This is a genomic window from Geomonas propionica (assembly GCF_016458235.1).
GTDB lineage: Bacteria > Desulfobacterota > Desulfuromonadia > Geobacterales > Geobacteraceae > Geomonas > Geomonas propionica.
The window spans coordinates 402,586-419,114 of sequence record NZ_JAEMHK010000001.1 but is presented as its reverse complement, the minus strand read 5'-3'; the positions used below and the strand labels follow the sequence as shown (position 1 = coordinate 419,114).

The window sequence follows — 16,529 nt, the reverse complement described above, 5'->3', positions numbered from 1 at the left end:
TTATTTCTTTTCTAAGAGTCTCTCTTTGGTGTAGGTGAAGTCGGCGCGCGAGTAGTTGGCGAGTTCGAACTGTTCCGTCATCCGGATCGCGTCAACCGGGCACGCTTCCACACAGTAGCCGCAGAAGATGCAGCGCAGCATGTCGATCTCGTACTTGGCAGCGTACTTGTCGTGGTTTTGGTCCTCGCCCGCCTCGACCGTGATGCACTTGGCCGGGCAGACGGTGGGGCAGAGGTAGCACGCAACGCACTTCGCCTTGTCGTGCGAGACGTTCAGCGTGTGCAGACCGCGGAAGCCGGGCTTGACGTCAGGACGCTCGGTCGGGTACTGCAGGGTGACCGGCTTCTTGAACATATGTGAAATGGTGATCTGAAGACCTTTAATGAGCGGCATTATCATTTGCGGCACCTCGCCTAGAAGTTGTGTAGCTTTAAGTCGGACTACTTGCTGATGAACATGACCCAGAAGCCGGTCGCCATCACGTTGACCAGGGTAAGCGGCAGGAACACCTTCCACCCGAGACGCATGAGCTGGTCGTAACGGTAACGCGGGTAGGTGGCCCTGATCCACATGCAGAGGAAGATCAGGAAGTACACCTTGGCGATGAACCAGAACCAGCCGGGGAGGAACGCCGGGCCGTGCCAGCCGCCCAGGAACAGGGTGGTGGTGACGGCGCAGACGGTGATCATGTTGGCGTATTCAGCCATGAAGAACATCGCGTACTTCATGGAGGAGTATTCGGTGCAGAAGCCGGAAACCAGCTCCGTCTCGGCCTCGGGAAGGTCGAACGGGGTCCTGTTGATCTCGGCCAGGGAGCAGATGAAGAAGATCACGAAGGCCAGCGGCTGCTTGAAGGCGTACCATGCGCCACCTGCCTGATCGGCGACGATCTTGTGCAGGGAGAGGCTCTCGGAGAGCATGAACACCGAGATGATGGCGAGGCCGGCGGCGAGCTCGTAGGAGATCATCTGTGCCGCGGAGCGCAGGCCGCCAAGAAGCGAGTACTTGGAGTTGGAGGCCCAGCCGGCGAGCACGATGCCGTAGACGCCCAGGGATGCCATGGCCAGGATGTAGAGGACGCCGACGTTGACGTCGAAGACCTGCTTGCCGGCCTGGTCGTAGTACGCGGCGATCTGCAGCGGCACGGTGTAGCCGCCGATGGTGATGTTGTCACCGAAGGGGATGACCGCGAAGGAGATGAACGCCGGGATCAGAGCGACGAGGGGAGCGACCAGGAAGGCGAACTTGCTCGCCTGCGACGGAACGATCTCCTCTTTGAAGAACAGCTTGACGCCGTCCGCGATCGGCTGCAGCAGGCCGTGCCAGCCGGTCCTCATGGGACCCAGACGCACCTGCATGTGCCCGATGATCTTGCGCTCCGCGTAGGTGGCGTAGGCCACGGTAAGGAGCACGAAGACAAAAGCTACGAGCACTTTGGCAACCATGGCTATGTAGTACGCGACCGGCAGTCCTAAGATTAGCGTATCCATCTGATAGTCTTCCCCTCTTGTGTAGATTTTCTAGCTGTCAGTTATTTCTTCGCGACGGTGACGTAGGTTACTTCCGAACCGTCGGTGATGGTGTTGACGCTCCCCTCACCGAAGTGGTACGGAGAGAAGACCACGCCCTGGGGCACCCTTTTACCGACCTTGGCGGCAACCTGCACCGCGCCGGTACCGGAGGTAACGGTGACCTGGTCGCCCTCGGCGACCTTCAGGGCCGCGGCGTCGGCCACGTTCAGCTCGGCGTAGGCGTCCGGGCAGACGTACATCGGGCCTTCGCCGAAGCGGCTCATGGTGCCGCAGTGGTAAAGCGCGCTGCCGGTAACCAGAGCCAGCTTGCCGGCGGCCGGTGCAGAGGCTTTCGCCGCTGCCGGGACCAGCTTGGCTGCGAGCGTCACCGGGTAGACGGCGCCTTCGTCCTTCAGGCCCGCCTGGGTGAGACCCTTGTAGGCCGGGACGTTGGCGGCGATCTCGGTAAAGACCTCGCCCTGGTTGTTGTAGCGTGCGCCGCCCAGAGCCTGGGAAAGCGCGTTCAGGATGTCGAAGTCGCTCTTGGCAAGACCCACTGCGGGGATCGCCTTCCTCACGTTCTGGACCCTGCGGCCCAGGCTCGTGAAGGTGCCGCTCTTCTCGGCGAAGGAGCAGGCGGGGAGGACCACGTCGGCCATGGCCGCGGTCTCGGTCAGGAACAGTTCGGAGACCACCATGAACTCGACGTTTTCGAGCGCCTTTTCAACCTTGGCGCGGTTCGGGTAGGAAACCACCGGGTTCTCGCCGGCGACGAACAGGGTCTTCACGTTGCCGTTGGCGCAACCGTCGATGATCGCCTGTGCGTTGAGGCCGGTCCCTTTCGGGTAGATGCCCATGTCGACGGCACCCTGGCTGTTGTTCTTCTCGCTCATGATCAGGAGGCCCGCGCCTTCCTTGCCGACCTGGCCGGTGAGGATGGCGAGGTTCGCTGCCGCGTTGGCAAGCGCCGCGTTGTGGCCGGGGTAGCCCTGGCCGATGGGGAGGATGATGAGCGCCTTCTCCGCCGAGGCGAAGTCCTTGGCGATGGCGGCGATCTCTTCCGCGGTTACCCCCGCCTTCTCGGCGGTTGCGTCGGCAACGGCGGCCTTCAGTGCATCGAGGCCGGCGACGCCTTCAGCGGCGAGGCCCTGGTCGATGACCGACTTGCAGAGTGCGTTGAAGAGGGCGATTTCGCTCCCCGGTGCGTGGACGGTGGTCTTGGCACCCGGCAGGCGGGTCAGTTTCCCTTTCTTGTCGGAGACGATCCTGAGTGCGATCCCTTTCCTCTTCACGCCGAGGTTGATCTCGAAGCCGATGACCGGATGGGTCTCGTAGGCGTCGCTCTTCACCACCAGGAGGAGATTGGACTTCTGCACGTCGGCGATCTCGGCCGGGGATGCGGTCACCCCGAAGGAGGCCTTGGCGCCCTTGGTCAGCGCCTCGTGGGCGTAGCCGGCGGAGTGGTCGATGTTGTCGGTGCCGACGGTGCCGCGGAAGAGCTTCTCGAACAGGAAGAGCTCCTCGTTGGTCAGGCGCGGCGTGGCGAGGGCGGCGACCGAAGCCGGGTCGCTCTTGCCGGCGGAGAGCCTGGAGGTCACTTCAGCCAGGGCCTCTTCCCAGGTCGCTTCCTGGAGCTTGCCGTTTTTGCGGATGAGCGGCGCGGTGAGGCGCTTCTCGGAGTTGACGAACTGGTAGCCGAAGCGGCCGCGGGTGCAGAGCTGGCCGTTATGGAAGCCCTGGTTCTCGTCGTAGATGGTGGTGAGCACCTTGCCGTCCTTGGAACCCAGGGTCAGCTGGCAGCCGGTGCCGCAGTAGGAGCAGACGCTCTTGGTCTTCTGCAGCGCCCACCAGCGGGCCTTGAACTTGAAGGGGCGGGAGTTGAGCGCGCCGACCGGGCAGACCGAGACGCAGGAGCCGCAGAACTCGCAGTTGAGCGGGCCGTCGAACTCGGTACCCATCTTCGCCTCGATGCCGCGGTTGATGAAGGTGTAGGCGCCGTAGCTTACGATCTCGTCGCAGATCCTCGCGCACTTGCCGCAGTGGATGCAGCGGTTCATGTCGCGCTCGATGAGCGGGTTCTCGTAGTCGATCTCGTGGTTGAACTTCTCGTCCACGAACCGGTTCATGTTCACCTTGTACTCATAGGTGAGGTTCTGCAGGTCGCAGTCGCCGGCGGCGTCGCAGACAGGGCAGTCGATCGGGTGCTTGAGGAGCAACAGCTCCAGCACCAGTTTCCTGGCCTTGACGATCTCGTCGGTGGTGGTCTGCACGATCATCCCTTCGGTGACCGGGGTGGTGCAGGAGGGGATCAAGCGCCCCTTCATCTGCTCAACCTCGACCAGGCACATACGGCAGCCGCCGAACGGATGCAGCTTCTTGTCGTGGCAAAGGATCGGTATCTTGATGCCACAAGCCTTGGCGGCGTCGTAAATGGTGGCGTCCTTTTCTACCGCAACCTGTTTTCCGTCTATCGTAAGATTTACCATCTCGACCTCTGTCTCCCCGGAGTCATAAATCTGGTTCTACGTTCTGTGTTCTACGTTCTACGTTCAGAGGCTTAACCTAGAACATAGAACGTAGAACTTAGAACTGTCATTGTTACTCAATGGCCATGAAGCGGCAGGCGTCGTAGCAGGACTTGCACTTGGTGCAGTTTTCCTTGATCAGCTCGGCGACCTCGCCCTTCTCCCACTTGATCGCGTTGGACGGGCAGGCCCTGAGGCACGCGCCGCACTTGACGCACTTCTCGGGGACCACCTGCCAAAGGAGCAGTTCCTTGCAGGAGTTGGAGGGGCAGCGCTTGTCCTGGATGTGCGCCTCGTACTCGTGACGGAAGTACTTCACGGTGGAGAGGATCGGGTTCGGGGCCGTCTGGCCCAGACCGCACAGGGACGCTTTCTTGATGGTGGCGCCCATTTCCAGCAGGGTGTCGATGTCGGCCATCTCGCCGCGACCTTCGGTGATGCGCTCGAGGATGTCGAGCATCGCCTTCAGGCCGATACGGCAGGGAACGCACTTGCCGCAGGACTCCATCTTGGTGAAGGAGAGGAAGAAGCGGGCCACGTCGACCATGCAGGTGGTCTCGTCCATGACGACCAGACCGCCGGAGCCCATCATGGCGCCCGCCTTGATCAGCGAGTCGTAGTCGACCGGGGTGTCGAGCACCTCGGCCGGGATGCAGCCGCCGGAGGGGCCGCCGGCCTGGACCGCTTTGAACTTGCGGTTGTTGGCGATGCCGCCGCAGACCTGGTAGATAACGTCGCGCACGGACATACCGGCCGGAACCTCGACCAGACCGGTGTGCTTCACCTTACCGGTGACCGCGAAGATCTTGGTCCCCTTGGTGGTGTCGGTGCCCAAGGACGCGTACCACTCGGAGCCCTTGTTGATGATGTGGCGTACGTTGGCGAAGGTCTCGACGTTGTTGATGTTGGTCGGGAAGCCCCAGAGGCCCTTGACCGCCGGGAACGGCGGACGGGGACGCGGCATGCCGCGCTCGCCCTCGATGGAGGCCATGAGTGCCGTTTCTTCGCCGCAGACGAAGGCGCCGGCGCCCTTCTTGATCCTCATGTCGAAGTCGAAGCCCCAACCCTGGATGTTCTTGCCCAGGTACCCTTTCTCGTAGCAGGTGTCGAGCGCCTTCTGGAGACGGTCGATGGCCAGCGGGTACTCGGCGCGGACGTAGACGTAGCCTGCGTCACAGCCGATGGCGTAGGCCGCGATCATCATACCCTCGATGACGCAGTACGGGTCGCCTTCGAGGATGGAGCGGTCCATGAACGCGCCCGGGTCGCCCTCGTCGGCGTTGCAGATAAGGTATTTGTGGTTGCCCGGGGAAGCGGCGCAGAAGCTCCACTTCATGCCGGTCGGGAAGCCCCCGCCCCCACGGCCACGCAGGCCCGACTTCTTGACCTCGTCGACGACCTCGGCCGGCTTCATCTCCTTGATGCACTTCTCGATGGCCTTGAAGCCGTCCTCTTCGAGGTAGGCGTCCAGGCGCTCGGGGTCGATCTGGCCGCAGCCGGTCATGACCACGCGCATCTGCTGATCGACGAAGGTGTTGTAGTAGGCCTTGGCCTTCTTCTTCTCGATGACTTCGTTGCCGACGATGTGCTGGTCGAGGATGGCAGCTACGTCCTCGGGTACCACGAAGTCGTAGGTGATCCGGCCCAGTTCAGGGGTGATGACGTCGACGAGCACGTCGTTGGCGCACAGGCCGCGGCAGCCGGTTTTGACGACGTCGCAGCGCTTGCCGACCTGGGCTACGATCCCCTTCTCGGCGATCAGCCTGGTGAACTCGGCCTCGACCTGCTTGGCGCCGGCCGAGATACCGCCGGTACCCTGACAGATAAGTATTTTGATTCCTGCGTTATCGCTCATGACAAAAGGTCCCCTGCTGAGAAATTGACGTCTCGGCTACTTCATCGGCCGTGCGTTGTAGGTTTCAATGATCTCGTCCACTTTCTGGACCGTCATCTTGCCGTAGGTGTCGTCGTTCACCATGGCCAAAGGAGCCATACCACAGGCGCCCAGGCAGGCCACCTTCTCGAAGGTGTAGCGCAGGTCCTCGCTGGTCTCCGCGTGCCCGATGCCGAGGCGTCCGAAGAAGGTCTCGGTGATGCGCTCCGCCCCCTGCACGTGGCAGGCGGTACCGACGCAGACCCTGATGATGAACTTGCCGCGCGGCTTCAGGTGGAACTGGGCGTAGAAGGTGAGCACGCCGTAGATCTGGCTCGGGTAGACGTTCAGGCGCTCGGCGACCAGGTCGATGGTCGGTTTCGGGACGAACCCGTAGGCGTCCTGGATACCCTGCAGGACCGGCATGAGGTTGCCCGGCAGTGTCAGGTACTTGTCGATGATCTGGTTGGCCTCGGTTAAATCGATTTCTTCGGCCGGAATTTCTTCGGCTGGAGCGTTAGACATTTACCCCATCTCCTTTACTTGTTGATTAAACTAACGGTCGATTTCGCCAAGTACGATGTCCAGCGTTCCGATGACGGCAACGAGGTCGGCCAGCATGGAGCCCTTGGCCATCTTCTCGATGGCGCCCAGGTTCACGAATGACGGCGGGCGGACCCTCATGCGGTACGGCATGTTGCCGCCGTCCGACACGATGTAGTAGCCGAGCTCCCCTTTCGGGTTCTCGACTGCCATGTAAACCTCGCCCTCGGGAACCGGGAAGCCCTCGGAAGCGATCTTGAAGTGGTGGATCAGGCCCTCGATGGAGTTGTAGACGCTCTCCTTGGGCGGGTAGCAGACCTGCGGCGCGTCGGCCAGGATCGGTCCGGGCTTCAGCCGCTTCAGGGCCTGGTCGATGATCTTCACGGACTCGCGCATCTCGACCAGACGGACCTTGTAGCGGTCGAAGGTGTCGCAGTTCTCGCCGACCGGTACTTTGAAGTCGAACTCTTCGTAGCCGGAGTAGGGAAGGTCGCGCCTGAGGTCGAAGTCGACGCCGGAGCCCCTGAGGGCCGGACCGGAGATGCCGAAGTCGATGGCGTCTTCTGCGGAGATGACGCCGTTGCCGATGGTCCTCTGCAGCCAGATGGTGTTCTTGGTGAGCAGCCCCTCGTAAGTGTCGAAGTGACCCGGGAAGGTGTCCAGGATCTCCTGGACCTTCTGCTCGAAGCCGGCCGGGAGGTCGCGGGACAGGCCGCCCACGCGGAAGTAGTTGGAGGTCATCCTGGCGCCGGAGACCATCTCGTAGAGGTCCATCACCAGTTCGCGCTCGCGGAAGGCGTAGAGGAACACGGTCATGGCGCCGATGTCGAGGGCGTGGCAGGCGATCCAGACCAGGTGGCTCTTAAGACGGGTCAGCTCGGCCATGATGACGCGCACCAGTTTGGCCCGCTCGGGGACGTCGAGTCCCAGGAGCTTCTCAACCGCCAGCACGTAGCCCAGATTGTTGTGCATCGGGGCCAGGTAGTCCATGCGGTCCGTGAGGGGCAGGGTCTGGTGGTAGGTACGGTGCTCGGCAAGCTTCTCGATGCCCCGGTGCAGGTAGCCGATGTGAGGGGTGATCTTCTGTATCACCTCGCCGTCCAGCTCTACTACGAGCCTGAGAACGCCGTGGGTACTGGGGTGCTGGGGCCCCATGTTCAAAGTCATTATTTCACTAGCCATTGATCGCCTCTATTTTTTGGAAATGGAAATCGTCCCTGGTTTCGAACTGGATCCGTCTTACGACAGACGCCCCTTGTACGGCTCGCGGTCGGGTCCCTGGAGCGGGTAGTCCTTCCGGAGCGGGTGCCCGACCCAGTCATCGGTCATCAAGATGCGCACCAGGTTCGGGTGGTTCTTGAAGTTGATGCCGAACAGGTCGTATGCCTCGCGCTCCAGCCAGTTGGCGGAGTTCCAGAGGGCGGTGGCGGAGTCGATGGAGCAATCCGCCTCGGTGACCGGTGCCTTGACCCTGACGCGGTCCTTGTTGGGGATGGAGAGGAGGTGGTAAACCACCATGAAACGCGGCTCCTGACCCAGATAGTCGACGGCGGTAACGTCGGACAAGAAGTTGTAGCGCAGGTCGTCCCTGAGGTACTTCAGCACCTCGAGGATGCTCTCCTTCTTCACGGTAACCGTCACCTCGCCGCGATGCTCCTTGTATTCGAGCAGGGCATCCGCGAAACGCTCTTTCAGCTTCACTACAGCGCGATTATTTTCTGCCATGTCAGCCTTACCTTTCCCTTTGGTCGTTGTAGATTACGCGGCGGGTTCGAGTCTTTCGCCCAAGCCGATGGAAGAACCGAAGGAGTTCCTCTCGTTGGCGATCTTGTCCTGGAGTTTCATGAGGCCGTAGAGAAGGGCCTCCGGACGCGGCGGGCACCCCGGGATGTAGACATCCACCGGGAGGGCCTCGTCAATCCCCTGCACGACGGAGTAGGTGTCGAAGATCCCGCCCGAGCAGGCGCAGGCGCCCATGGCGACGACCCACTTCGGTTCCGGCATCTGCTCGTACACGGTCTTGATGACCGGGAGCATCTTCTTGGTCACGGTGCCGGCGATGATGATGCAGTCGGACTGGCGCGGGGAGGCGCGGAAGATGATACCGAAACGGTCCAGGTCGTGCTTGGCCGCACCGGTCGCCATCATCTCGATCGCGCAGCAGGCAAGACCAAAGGTCATCGGCCAGATGGAGGACTTCCGAGCCCAGTTAACCAGGCTGTCCAGGGAAGTCGTGATGATGTTGTCGCCCAGCGGCTGATTTACTCCCATTCCAGTGCTCCTTTTTTCCAAACGTAGATGTAACCTACGAAGAGTATGACGATGAAGAGACCCATCTCGACCAGGCCGAACATGCCCAGGCGCTTGAAGAGGACCGCCCAGGGGTACAAGAAGACAGCCTCGATATCAAACAGGATGAAGAGCATCGCGACCATGTAGAACTTGATCGAGAAGCGCTCGCGTGCGCTGCCCACCGGCTCGCAACCGCACTCGTAAGGTGCAAGCTTTACCTGAGACGGCTTCTTCTGGCCGATGAGCGATGAGAAAACCACCGACCCCAGACCGAACAAGCACGCTATGACGACCAGCACCAAGATTGGCAGATATGCACCAAGCATCCCTTATCCTCCCGTACCACCAGGTTTGTTGTTAATTTCTTTCCAAACACGCGGAAATGCCGTATACTGCACGCTTCTCGACCAACTAGCCCCGCTGCTTCCAACAGTTAGCAAGCGCTGCGCATTCGAAAAAGTATACTGTATACAACATTGCGACCGAAAATTATTTCATTTCACCATCTTTGTCAAGCAGAAATTATCCATTTTTCTCCGAAGCGAAAACAGAACGACGTATACTTTTCGTAAATTGTATTACACCCTTAGGCCTTCCCCCCGCTGACGCCCCTCCCACCCCCTTCGGCCGTATACGAGAAAATTTTTTAATTCTTGACAGATTATCCGAGGCTATGCTACCAGAGAGCCCGATAGTTAATAATTTCCAGCCAGTTAGGAGAACCCAGTCATGCAAAACAGCCGTTCCTCGCAACTCTTTCAGCAGGCGCTCAAATCTATTCCCGGCGGGGTCAACTCCCCCGTGCGTGCCTTCCGTTCGGTAGGCTCCGATCCGCTGTTCATAAAGAGCGCTGCCGGCCCCATGATCTTCGACGAGGACGGCAACGGCTACATCGACTACGTGGGTTCCTGGGGTCCGATGATCGTGGGTCACTGCCACCCGAAGGTGGTCGAGGCGATCAAGAAGGCCGTCGAGAGCGGCGCCTCCTTCGGCGCGCCCACCGAACTGGAGATCACCCTGGCCGAGATGGTCATCAAGGCGGTCCCCTCCATCGAGATGGTACGCATGGTTAGCTCCGGGACCGAGGCGACCATGAGCGCGATCCGCCTTTCCCGCGGCTACACCGGGCGTGACAACATCCTGAAGTTCTCCGGCTGCTACCACGGCCACTCCGACTCCCTGCTGGTCAAGGCGGGCTCGGGTCTGGCCACCTTCGGCGTGCCCGACTCCCCGGGCGTACCGGCCGACGTCGCCAAGCACACCCTGACCGCGACCTACAACGACCTCGACTCGGTGCGCGTGCTGGTGGCCGCCAACAAGGGGACCATCGCCTGCGTCATCGTCGAGCCGGTGGCCGGCAACATGGGTACCGTGCCGCCGCAGGAAGGTTTCCTGGAAGGTTTGAGGGAGATCTGCACCGAGGAAGGGATCGTGCTCATTTTCGACGAGGTCATGTCCGGCTTCAGGGTCGCCTACGGCGGGGCCCAGGAGCGCTTCGGCATCACCCCGGACCTCACCACCCTGGGCAAGATCATCGGCGGCGGTCTGCCGGTGGGCGCCTTCGGCGGCAAGAAGGAAATCATGTCCCAGCTCTCCCCGGCGGGCGGCGTCTACCAGGCGGGCACCCTCTCCGGCAACCCGCTGGCCATGACCGCCGGCATCGAGACCCTGAAACTGCTGCAGGAGCCGGGCTTCTATGAGAAGCTGGAAGAGAAAAGCAAGTTCGTGGCCGAGGGTATCACCAAGGCCGCCAAGGACGCCGGCTTCCCGCTCTACTCCACCCGCGTCGGCTCCATGTTCTGCGGCTTCTTCTCCAAGGAGCCGGTGTACAACTGGGACAGCGCCGCCAAGTGCGACACCAAGGCCTTCGCCACCTACTTCCGCGGCATGCTCGAGGAAGGTGTCTACCTCGCCTGCTCGCAGTTCGAGACCGCTTTCGTGGGCGCGTCCCACACCGAGAAGGATCTCGAGAAGACCATCGCCGCCGCGGCCAAGTGCTTCAAGTCGCTGTAAACCGACCTTCGCTTCACGCACCAACAAAAAAGGCGCCCGCAACATTGCGGGCGCCTTTTTTCATGAGATCTCTGCGTCTCCCCCCTCCCGTCAAGGGAGGGGGAGAGCAGAACGGGTCCTTCAGGTTGCAGGAGCCTAAACCGCGACCAGCCTCTTGCGCAGCGTGATCATCTCCAGGCTCAGTTCCGCCATCACGGCTACGCGCTGCAGTTCGAAGGCGCCTCCCCCGAGCCGCCCGTGGCTGTCGTGGGCGCAGATCACCCCCGCGACCTGCCCACCCAACATCAGGGGGACCATGAGCGCCGGCGCCGGCAACTCTCCCCCCATCGCCTGCAGCAGCGCCCCCTCCGCTCCGGCGGAGACTTCTCCGAGAAACACGTCCCGCTCCCGCACTACGCGCTGCATTTGGGGCGCCTCCTCCAAGGGCAACGCGCAGCCGCTGAACCCAGGTACCGGCTCGCCCGCCGCCACCGCCTGGACGCCAACCAACTGCCCGTGCTTCAATCGCACCAGGGCGCCCCGGTCAAACTCCCCCGCGACATAAGAAAGAAGCGCCTGGACCGCTTCCGGCTCGGCCGAGGCCGCCGCCAGCCGATCCGCCAACTCGGAGAGAGACACGCGCTCCGGTTGCCAGGCCGCGCTGTCGCCCGCCCTTGTGGCCTCCAGCACCGCTTGCTGCAGCTCCGGGGGCGCGAACCTGGACCGGACCCCTCCCTGCACCGGGATGTAGCGTACCGGGCGCTTGATGCCGTAGTAGCGCTCCAGGGCTATGCTCAAGCGCAACTCGGAAGAGACGCGCGGGATGATCACCAGTGCGGTGATGAACCCGATCTCGTCGATCGCCTTGAAATCCGAGGGATCGGATATGGTCACCACCAGCCGCTTGCCGTCCAGGGAAACCGGCAGCACCCGGTAGCGCTCCACCAACTCCAGCGGCAGCAATCCCAGCACGCTCTCCGGAATCGCCGCCAAAAGTTCGTGGTCGATGCAGGGGACACCGAGCTGTTCGCTCAGCACCCGCGCCAGTTGGTCCTCTTCCACCAGCCCCATCTCCACCAGGTTCGTTCCAAGCCTGCCGCCGTAAATGGCCTGGGCGTTCAGCACCTGCTCCAATTGGGACGCGTCCAGGGCCCCTATCTTCAGCAACATCTCGCCGAGTCGTGCCGCCATGTCACACCTCCTCCGCCTGTCGCCGCACAGGTGCGGTGGCAGGGGTTAGTAGGAAGACCTTTGAAAAGCCAGATTAAACAACGCCAATTATTCTACAGGGTCGGCCTGGGGGTGCAACGAAAAGGGGCAAAGAGGCAAACAAAGGCAAATCCCCCCTGTCCCCCCTTCGCAAAGTGGGGGACGCTGGTTCACGTGCGGCGCGTCGTGGCGGCATGGCTCTATGTTCCTCAGCCAGACTTTCGATGAATTTCGGCGAACGTCCCGAACTCAATTACCGGGAATGCTGCTCTTGATCCCACCTCCCCTTGCGGGAGGGGGTTAGGGGGTGGGGGAAGCTGCGGTCAAGGGAGGGGGACAAAGTGGAGGGCCAAAGAAAAGGGGCGTCACCTGATGGTGACGCCCCGCGTTGTTGAAGTGGTTTGCGCCCGGCCGCGCCCGGGAGATAGGACGAGTGTCAGGCGCTCTGGATTTTCCTGCGCAGGGAAAGCATCTCCAGGCTGAGCTCGGCCATGACACCCACACGCTGCAGCTCGAAGGCGCCGCCGCCCAGCCTTCCTTTGCTGTCGCTGGCGCAGATGGCGCCCACCACGTGCCCAGCCAGCGAAACGGGAAGGAGCAGCGCGGAGGCGGGGAGCTTGCCGCCCATGGCCCGCACCAGCACACCCTCGGCGTCGCCTGCCGCAAACTCGCAGAGCACCAGCCCCTTTTCCTGGACCATGCGCTGTAGGTGGTTCATCTTCTCGATCTCGGTCTGGAACCCGGGAAAGCTTTCCACGGCCAGGCCGTCGGCAACAGCCTGGACCCCGACCGCCATTCCCGACTTGAGACGGAGGAAGCCGCCGCGGTCGAACTCTCCGGAGATGTAGGAGATGAGGGCCTGCACCACCTCCTTCTCGCTGCCGGCGCCGGACATCATGTCGGCGAGATCTTTGACGGTCACCTGGTCGGCAAAGGTGGGCTCGCCGACCGAGGCCATGTACCGGCTGTTAAGCGGATTGCCGGAGGGGGGGGCGCTCTGGGCGCCCGATTCGAAACGGGTCCGCAGCCCACCATCGACCTCGACGAAACGGGTGGGGCGGGTGATGCGGTAAAAACGCTCCAGGGCGACGTTGAGCCTGAGCTCGGGACAGATCCTCGGCTTGATGACCATTCCGGTCACAAACCCGATCTCGTCCAGCGCCTTGAAATCGTGCGGGTTGGTCATGGCGAGGGAAAGCCGCTTACCCTCGACGGCCAGCGGGACCACGCGGTAGCGCTTGATCAACTCCAGGGGAATGAGGCGCAGCACCTGGTCGGGGATGGAGGAGAGCTCGGCCGGTTCAACGCAGGGAGCGCCCATCTGCTCGCTCAGCACGTGGGCCAGCTCCTCCTCGGAAACCAGCCCCATCTCCACCAGGTTGGTGCCGATCCTGCCGCCATAGATCGTCTGGGCCTGCAGCACCTGATCCAGTTGAGCCTTGGTTAGCGCCCCCACCTTGAGCAACATCTCGCCGAGTTTTACCGACATCTGTTACCTCCTTGAGCACATAGGCTCGGGTTCAGAAAACTACGCAACTGGAACAGGAAAATTGGCATATTCTACTTAAGGCCGACTGATGACGCAATCAACTTCTGCAGGGCCGGTGAAAAAGGGGGCATGCAGCGCCGAGCCATACGGCGACGGTACCTTGTTGGCAGCGGCAGCACCGGACTGTTACAATGACGGAAGCGGGCAAGGCAAAGCGCGGCCGACACTCGGGATGCTGCGATAAATCGTTATTTTTGTTGAGCCGAACCTTGGAAATTAATTGACATTAGCACCTGGGTCATGCTATTTAGCCTTGGTTTTCTACCCGTAATTTGTATACGGGAATGAGGACAGTGAGTCATGGATCAAGAAAAGAAGAACCTGTTCAGGACTCTGGGCATGGTCTCCACCATGGGGATCTCGTTCGCCGTGGCCATCGCCATCGGCGTGTACGTTGGCCTGAAACTGGACCAGTGGCTCGGCACCAAACCGTGGTTTTTCTTCATCTTTCTCTTCTTCGGCATTGCGGCAGGCTTCCGCAACATCTTCATATTAGCGGGCAAAGAACTGCGCGATGGCGGAGACAAAGATAAACGAGAGTAACATCTTCTCCTGGCTAGTCCGGGGGAGCCTGCTGCTGAGTGTCGTACTCGGTGCCGCGGGGGCGCTCCTGATCTCCCCACGGTTCGGCGGCTCGCTCTTCGTCGGGGGATTGCTGGCCCTGGCCAACTTCTTCTGGATCCGGGCCGGGCTGGAAGCGGCGCTCAGGATGCAGCCGCGCAACGCTTCGCGCTTCGCCATACTGCGTTACGTATTACGGCTCGCCATTATGGCGGCCTTTTTGTACCTGTTGATCGTGGTCTTCAAGGCCGACATCTTTGGCCTGATAATCGGGCTCTCGGTCCTCGTTCTCAACATAATTGCATTTTCGATATATCTGTCGACCCGTAAAGGAGGCTAGCTGCATGGTTCATCCCTTTTTATTCCTTCAGTTTTTCCGTGAGTTGCTGCACCCCCTCGGTTTCTCCGAGGCCAGCGCTGACGCCGTCGTTTATACCTGGCTGATCATGATCGGCCTGGTGCTCTTCTCCATCGTGGCCACCAAGCGACTGCAGGCGGTTCCCTCCGGCGCGCAGAACTTCATGGAAGTCATCGTGGGCGGCATCGAGAACATGCTGGTAGAGACCATGGGCGAGCACGGCCGTCCGTTCTTCCCGCTGGTCGCGACCCTGGCGCTGTTCATCTTGGTGTCCAACCTGATCGGCCTGGTCCCGGGCTTCTTCCCGCCGACCGCGAACATCAACACCACCGCGGCCTGCGCGGTCGTCGTCTTCGTCACCACCCACATCGTGGGCGTGAAGGAGCATGGCGCCGGCTACATCAAGCACTTCCTGGGCCCCATCGCCTGGCTGGCCCCGATGATGTTCTTCATCGAGGTGATCGGCCACCTGAGCCGCGTGATCTCGCTGACCCTGCGTCTCTTCGGCAACATGAACGGCCACGAGCTGGTCCTGATCATCTTCTTCGGCCTGGCCCCCTTCATGGTGCCGCTGCCGATGATGCTGATGGGCGTGCTGGTTTCCTTCATCCAGGCCTTCGTGTTCATGCTCCTGGCCATGATCTACATCCAGGGCTCGCTGGAGCACGCGCACTAAAAACAGGAAAGCTGTTGAGAAGCGGTTCGACGTTCTACGTTCTAAGTTAGAACCGAAAACCGAAACCTCTCAACGTAGAACCTAGAACTTAGAACTATCTTTTTGATTCCTATACTATTTAGGAAAAATACGCAGCAAAGGAGAAACAAATGGAATTCTTTACTATGTGTGTACTCGCAGCAGGCATCGGCATGGCTCTCGGCACCCTCGGCACCGGCATCGGCCAGGGTCTCGCAGTTAAGAGCGCAGTAGAAGGCGTTTCCCGTAACCCGGGCGCTTCCGGCAAAATCCTCACCACCATGATGATCGGTCTGGCGATGATCGAGTCCCTGGCAATCTACGCCCTCGTTGTTTGCCTCATCATCCTTTTCGCTAACCCGTACAAAGAAGTTGCAATGTCCGCTATCAAGGCTGTTGCGAAGTAATTAGTTTCTTCAAGAAACGCAAAAAGGGCGTGCCGCAAGGTACGCCCTTTTTTTGTGCCTGCTTTCCAGGGGTTCGAATCAAAGGCAAATCCCCCCAAGCGTTCCCCCCTTCGCAAAGTGGGGAATGCTTGGGCGCGGACAGCACTTCGTGGCATCACTACCCCGGATACCAGACGCGGCACAAGAAAGCATTGCTGTAGCTGCCGCACCGCCTGCCCCCCGTCACCTTGACATTTACTTTCCGCTATGAAATAGTCCAGACCATGAAAATCATAGCCGACATGCATACTCACACCCTCGCTTCGGGGCACGCTTACTCTACCATTAACGAACTGGCTAACGCGGCTGCCCAGGCGGGACTGCGCGGGCTCGGCATCACCGACCACGGCCCCGGACTTCCTGGCGGGCCGCACCGATACCACTTCTGCGCCATGCGCTTCGTCCCCGCCACCATCGCGGGGGTCAGGATCTTCCGCGGCATCGAGGCCAACATCCTCGACCACACCGGCCGGCTCGACCTGGAGCAGGACGTCCTGGAGAGCCTCGACTACGTCATGGCAGGATTCCACGAGGACTGCGGCATCTGCGGCCAGGACCGGGACCGCAACACCAAGACCCTCCTCGCGGTCATGGAAAACCCGCTGGTGAAATGCATCTCCCACCCGGGCAACCCGATCTTCCCGCTCCACTACGAGGAGGTGGTCATGGGTGCGCTCGCCACCGATACCGCGCTGGAGCTGAACAACTCCTCGCTCGCCGCGGTGAGCCGCAAGGGGAGCAACGAGAACTGCGCCGAAATCGCTCGGCTATGCGCCAGAATCGGCGCCCGGGTCATGATCGGGAGCGACGCGCACATCTGCCAGGGGGTTGGGGTGTTCGACCAGGCGCTACAATTGGCGGCTGAGGCTGGGATCGCCGAGACGCAGGTGGTGAACGCTTCGTGGGAAAGGTTGTTGGATTTCCTGGGGTTCAGCGGGTAGAAATGGGGAACGGTTCTGGGGTGGCGGGGGAGCTG

Annotated in this window: 17 protein-coding genes; 6 read left to right on the top strand and 11 right to left on the bottom strand. The window is 61.2% G+C overall.

The features are described from left to right. From nuoI to JFN90_RS01875, 9 genes are all read right to left on the bottom strand, one after another. Positions 1-399, bottom strand: a complete 399-nt coding sequence (gene nuoI, locus JFN90_RS01915) for an NADH-quinone oxidoreductase subunit NuoI (RefSeq protein WP_199393410.1) — start codon at positions 397-399, stop codon at positions 1-3. A 41-nt stretch (positions 400-440) separates the two neighbouring features. Then, positions 441-1,490 carry an NADH-quinone oxidoreductase subunit NuoH gene (gene nuoH, locus JFN90_RS01910; RefSeq protein ID WP_199393409.1) on the bottom strand — a complete coding sequence of 350 codons (1,050 nt, stop codon included), beginning with the start codon at positions 1,488-1,490 and terminating at the stop codon, positions 441-443. Positions 1,491-1,531: 41 nt separating this feature from the next. Next, positions 1,532-3,997, bottom strand: a complete 2,466-nt coding sequence (gene nuoG / locus JFN90_RS01905; protein ID WP_199393408.1) for an NADH-quinone oxidoreductase subunit NuoG — start codon at positions 3,995-3,997, stop codon at positions 1,532-1,534. A 112-nt stretch (positions 3,998-4,109) separates the two neighbouring features. Next, entirely contained in the window at positions 4,110-5,891 is a 1,782-nt protein-coding gene (nuoF, locus tag JFN90_RS01900) for an NADH-quinone oxidoreductase subunit NuoF (RefSeq protein WP_199393407.1), read from the bottom strand. A 36-nt stretch (positions 5,892-5,927) separates the two neighbouring features. After that, on the bottom strand, positions 5,928-6,434 hold the full coding sequence (locus tag JFN90_RS01895) for an NADH-quinone oxidoreductase subunit NuoE family protein (protein WP_199393406.1): 507 nt from the start codon (positions 6,432-6,434) through the stop codon (positions 5,928-5,930). A 30-nt stretch (positions 6,435-6,464) separates the two neighbouring features. Next, entirely contained in the window at positions 6,465-7,634 is a 1,170-nt protein-coding gene (nuoD, locus tag JFN90_RS01890; protein ID WP_199393405.1) for an NADH dehydrogenase (quinone) subunit D, read from the bottom strand. 57 nt (positions 7,635-7,691) lie between these two features. Then, complete coding sequence (locus tag JFN90_RS01885) at positions 7,692-8,177, bottom strand: NADH-quinone oxidoreductase subunit C (protein WP_199393404.1); 486 nt, start codon at positions 8,175-8,177, stop codon at positions 7,692-7,694. 33 nt (positions 8,178-8,210) lie between these two features. Beyond that, complete coding sequence (locus JFN90_RS01880; protein WP_199393403.1) at positions 8,211-8,723, bottom strand: NADH-quinone oxidoreductase subunit B; 513 nt, start codon at positions 8,721-8,723, stop codon at positions 8,211-8,213. Continuing rightward, positions 8,714-9,070: an NADH-quinone oxidoreductase subunit A gene (locus JFN90_RS01875; RefSeq protein WP_199393402.1), complete on the bottom strand. Its 357-nt coding sequence runs from the start codon at positions 9,068-9,070 to the stop codon at positions 8,714-8,716. The genes JFN90_RS01880 and JFN90_RS01875 overlap by 10 nt, the downstream gene beginning before the upstream one ends. Positions 9,071-9,473: 403 nt before the next feature. On the opposite strand from JFN90_RS01875, the gene hemL reads away from it, so the two are divergent. Continuing rightward, positions 9,474-10,757: a glutamate-1-semialdehyde 2,1-aminomutase gene (hemL, locus tag JFN90_RS01870; RefSeq protein ID WP_199393401.1), complete on the top strand. Its 1,284-nt coding sequence runs from the start codon at positions 9,474-9,476 to the stop codon at positions 10,755-10,757. 135 nt (positions 10,758-10,892) lie between these two features. Here the strand turns inward: hemL and JFN90_RS01865 are convergent, their stop codons facing one another. Both JFN90_RS01865 and JFN90_RS01860 read right to left on the bottom strand, forming a co-directional pair. Next, entirely contained in the window at positions 10,893-11,927 is a 1,035-nt protein-coding gene (locus tag JFN90_RS01865) for a GspE/PulE/PilB domain-containing protein (RefSeq protein WP_199393400.1), read from the bottom strand. 454 nt (positions 11,928-12,381) lie between these two features. Continuing rightward, the gene (locus JFN90_RS01860) at positions 12,382-13,434 is read right to left on the bottom strand and encodes a GspE/PulE/PilB domain-containing protein (RefSeq protein ID WP_199393399.1); all 1,053 of its coding nucleotides are present in this window, start codon (positions 13,432-13,434) and stop codon (positions 12,382-12,384) included. A 360-nt stretch (positions 13,435-13,794) separates the two neighbouring features. Between JFN90_RS01860 and JFN90_RS01855 the strand changes: the two genes are divergently transcribed. From JFN90_RS01855 to JFN90_RS01835, 5 genes are all read left to right on the top strand, one after another. Further along, positions 13,795-14,037, top strand: a complete 243-nt coding sequence (locus tag JFN90_RS01855; RefSeq protein WP_199393398.1) for an AtpZ/AtpI family protein — start codon at positions 13,795-13,797, stop codon at positions 14,035-14,037. Continuing rightward, positions 14,009-14,395, top strand: a complete 387-nt coding sequence (locus JFN90_RS01850) for an ATP synthase subunit I (protein WP_199393397.1) — start codon at positions 14,009-14,011, stop codon at positions 14,393-14,395. The genes JFN90_RS01855 and JFN90_RS01850 overlap by 29 nt, the downstream gene beginning before the upstream one ends. Before the next feature lie 4 nt (positions 14,396-14,399). Beyond that, positions 14,400-15,089, top strand: a complete 690-nt coding sequence (gene atpB, locus JFN90_RS01845; protein ID WP_015722621.1) for a F0F1 ATP synthase subunit A — start codon at positions 14,400-14,402, stop codon at positions 15,087-15,089. A 149-nt stretch (positions 15,090-15,238) separates the two neighbouring features. Then, positions 15,239-15,514, top strand: coding sequence for an ATP synthase F0 subunit C (gene atpE, locus JFN90_RS01840; RefSeq protein ID WP_199391134.1), 276 nt, complete (start codon positions 15,239-15,241; stop codon positions 15,512-15,514). A 263-nt stretch (positions 15,515-15,777) separates the two neighbouring features. Next, on the top strand, positions 15,778-16,494 hold the full coding sequence (locus tag JFN90_RS01835) for a phosphatase (protein WP_199393396.1): 717 nt from the start codon (positions 15,778-15,780) through the stop codon (positions 16,492-16,494). The last annotated feature ends 35 nt before the right edge of the window (positions 16,495-16,529 follow it).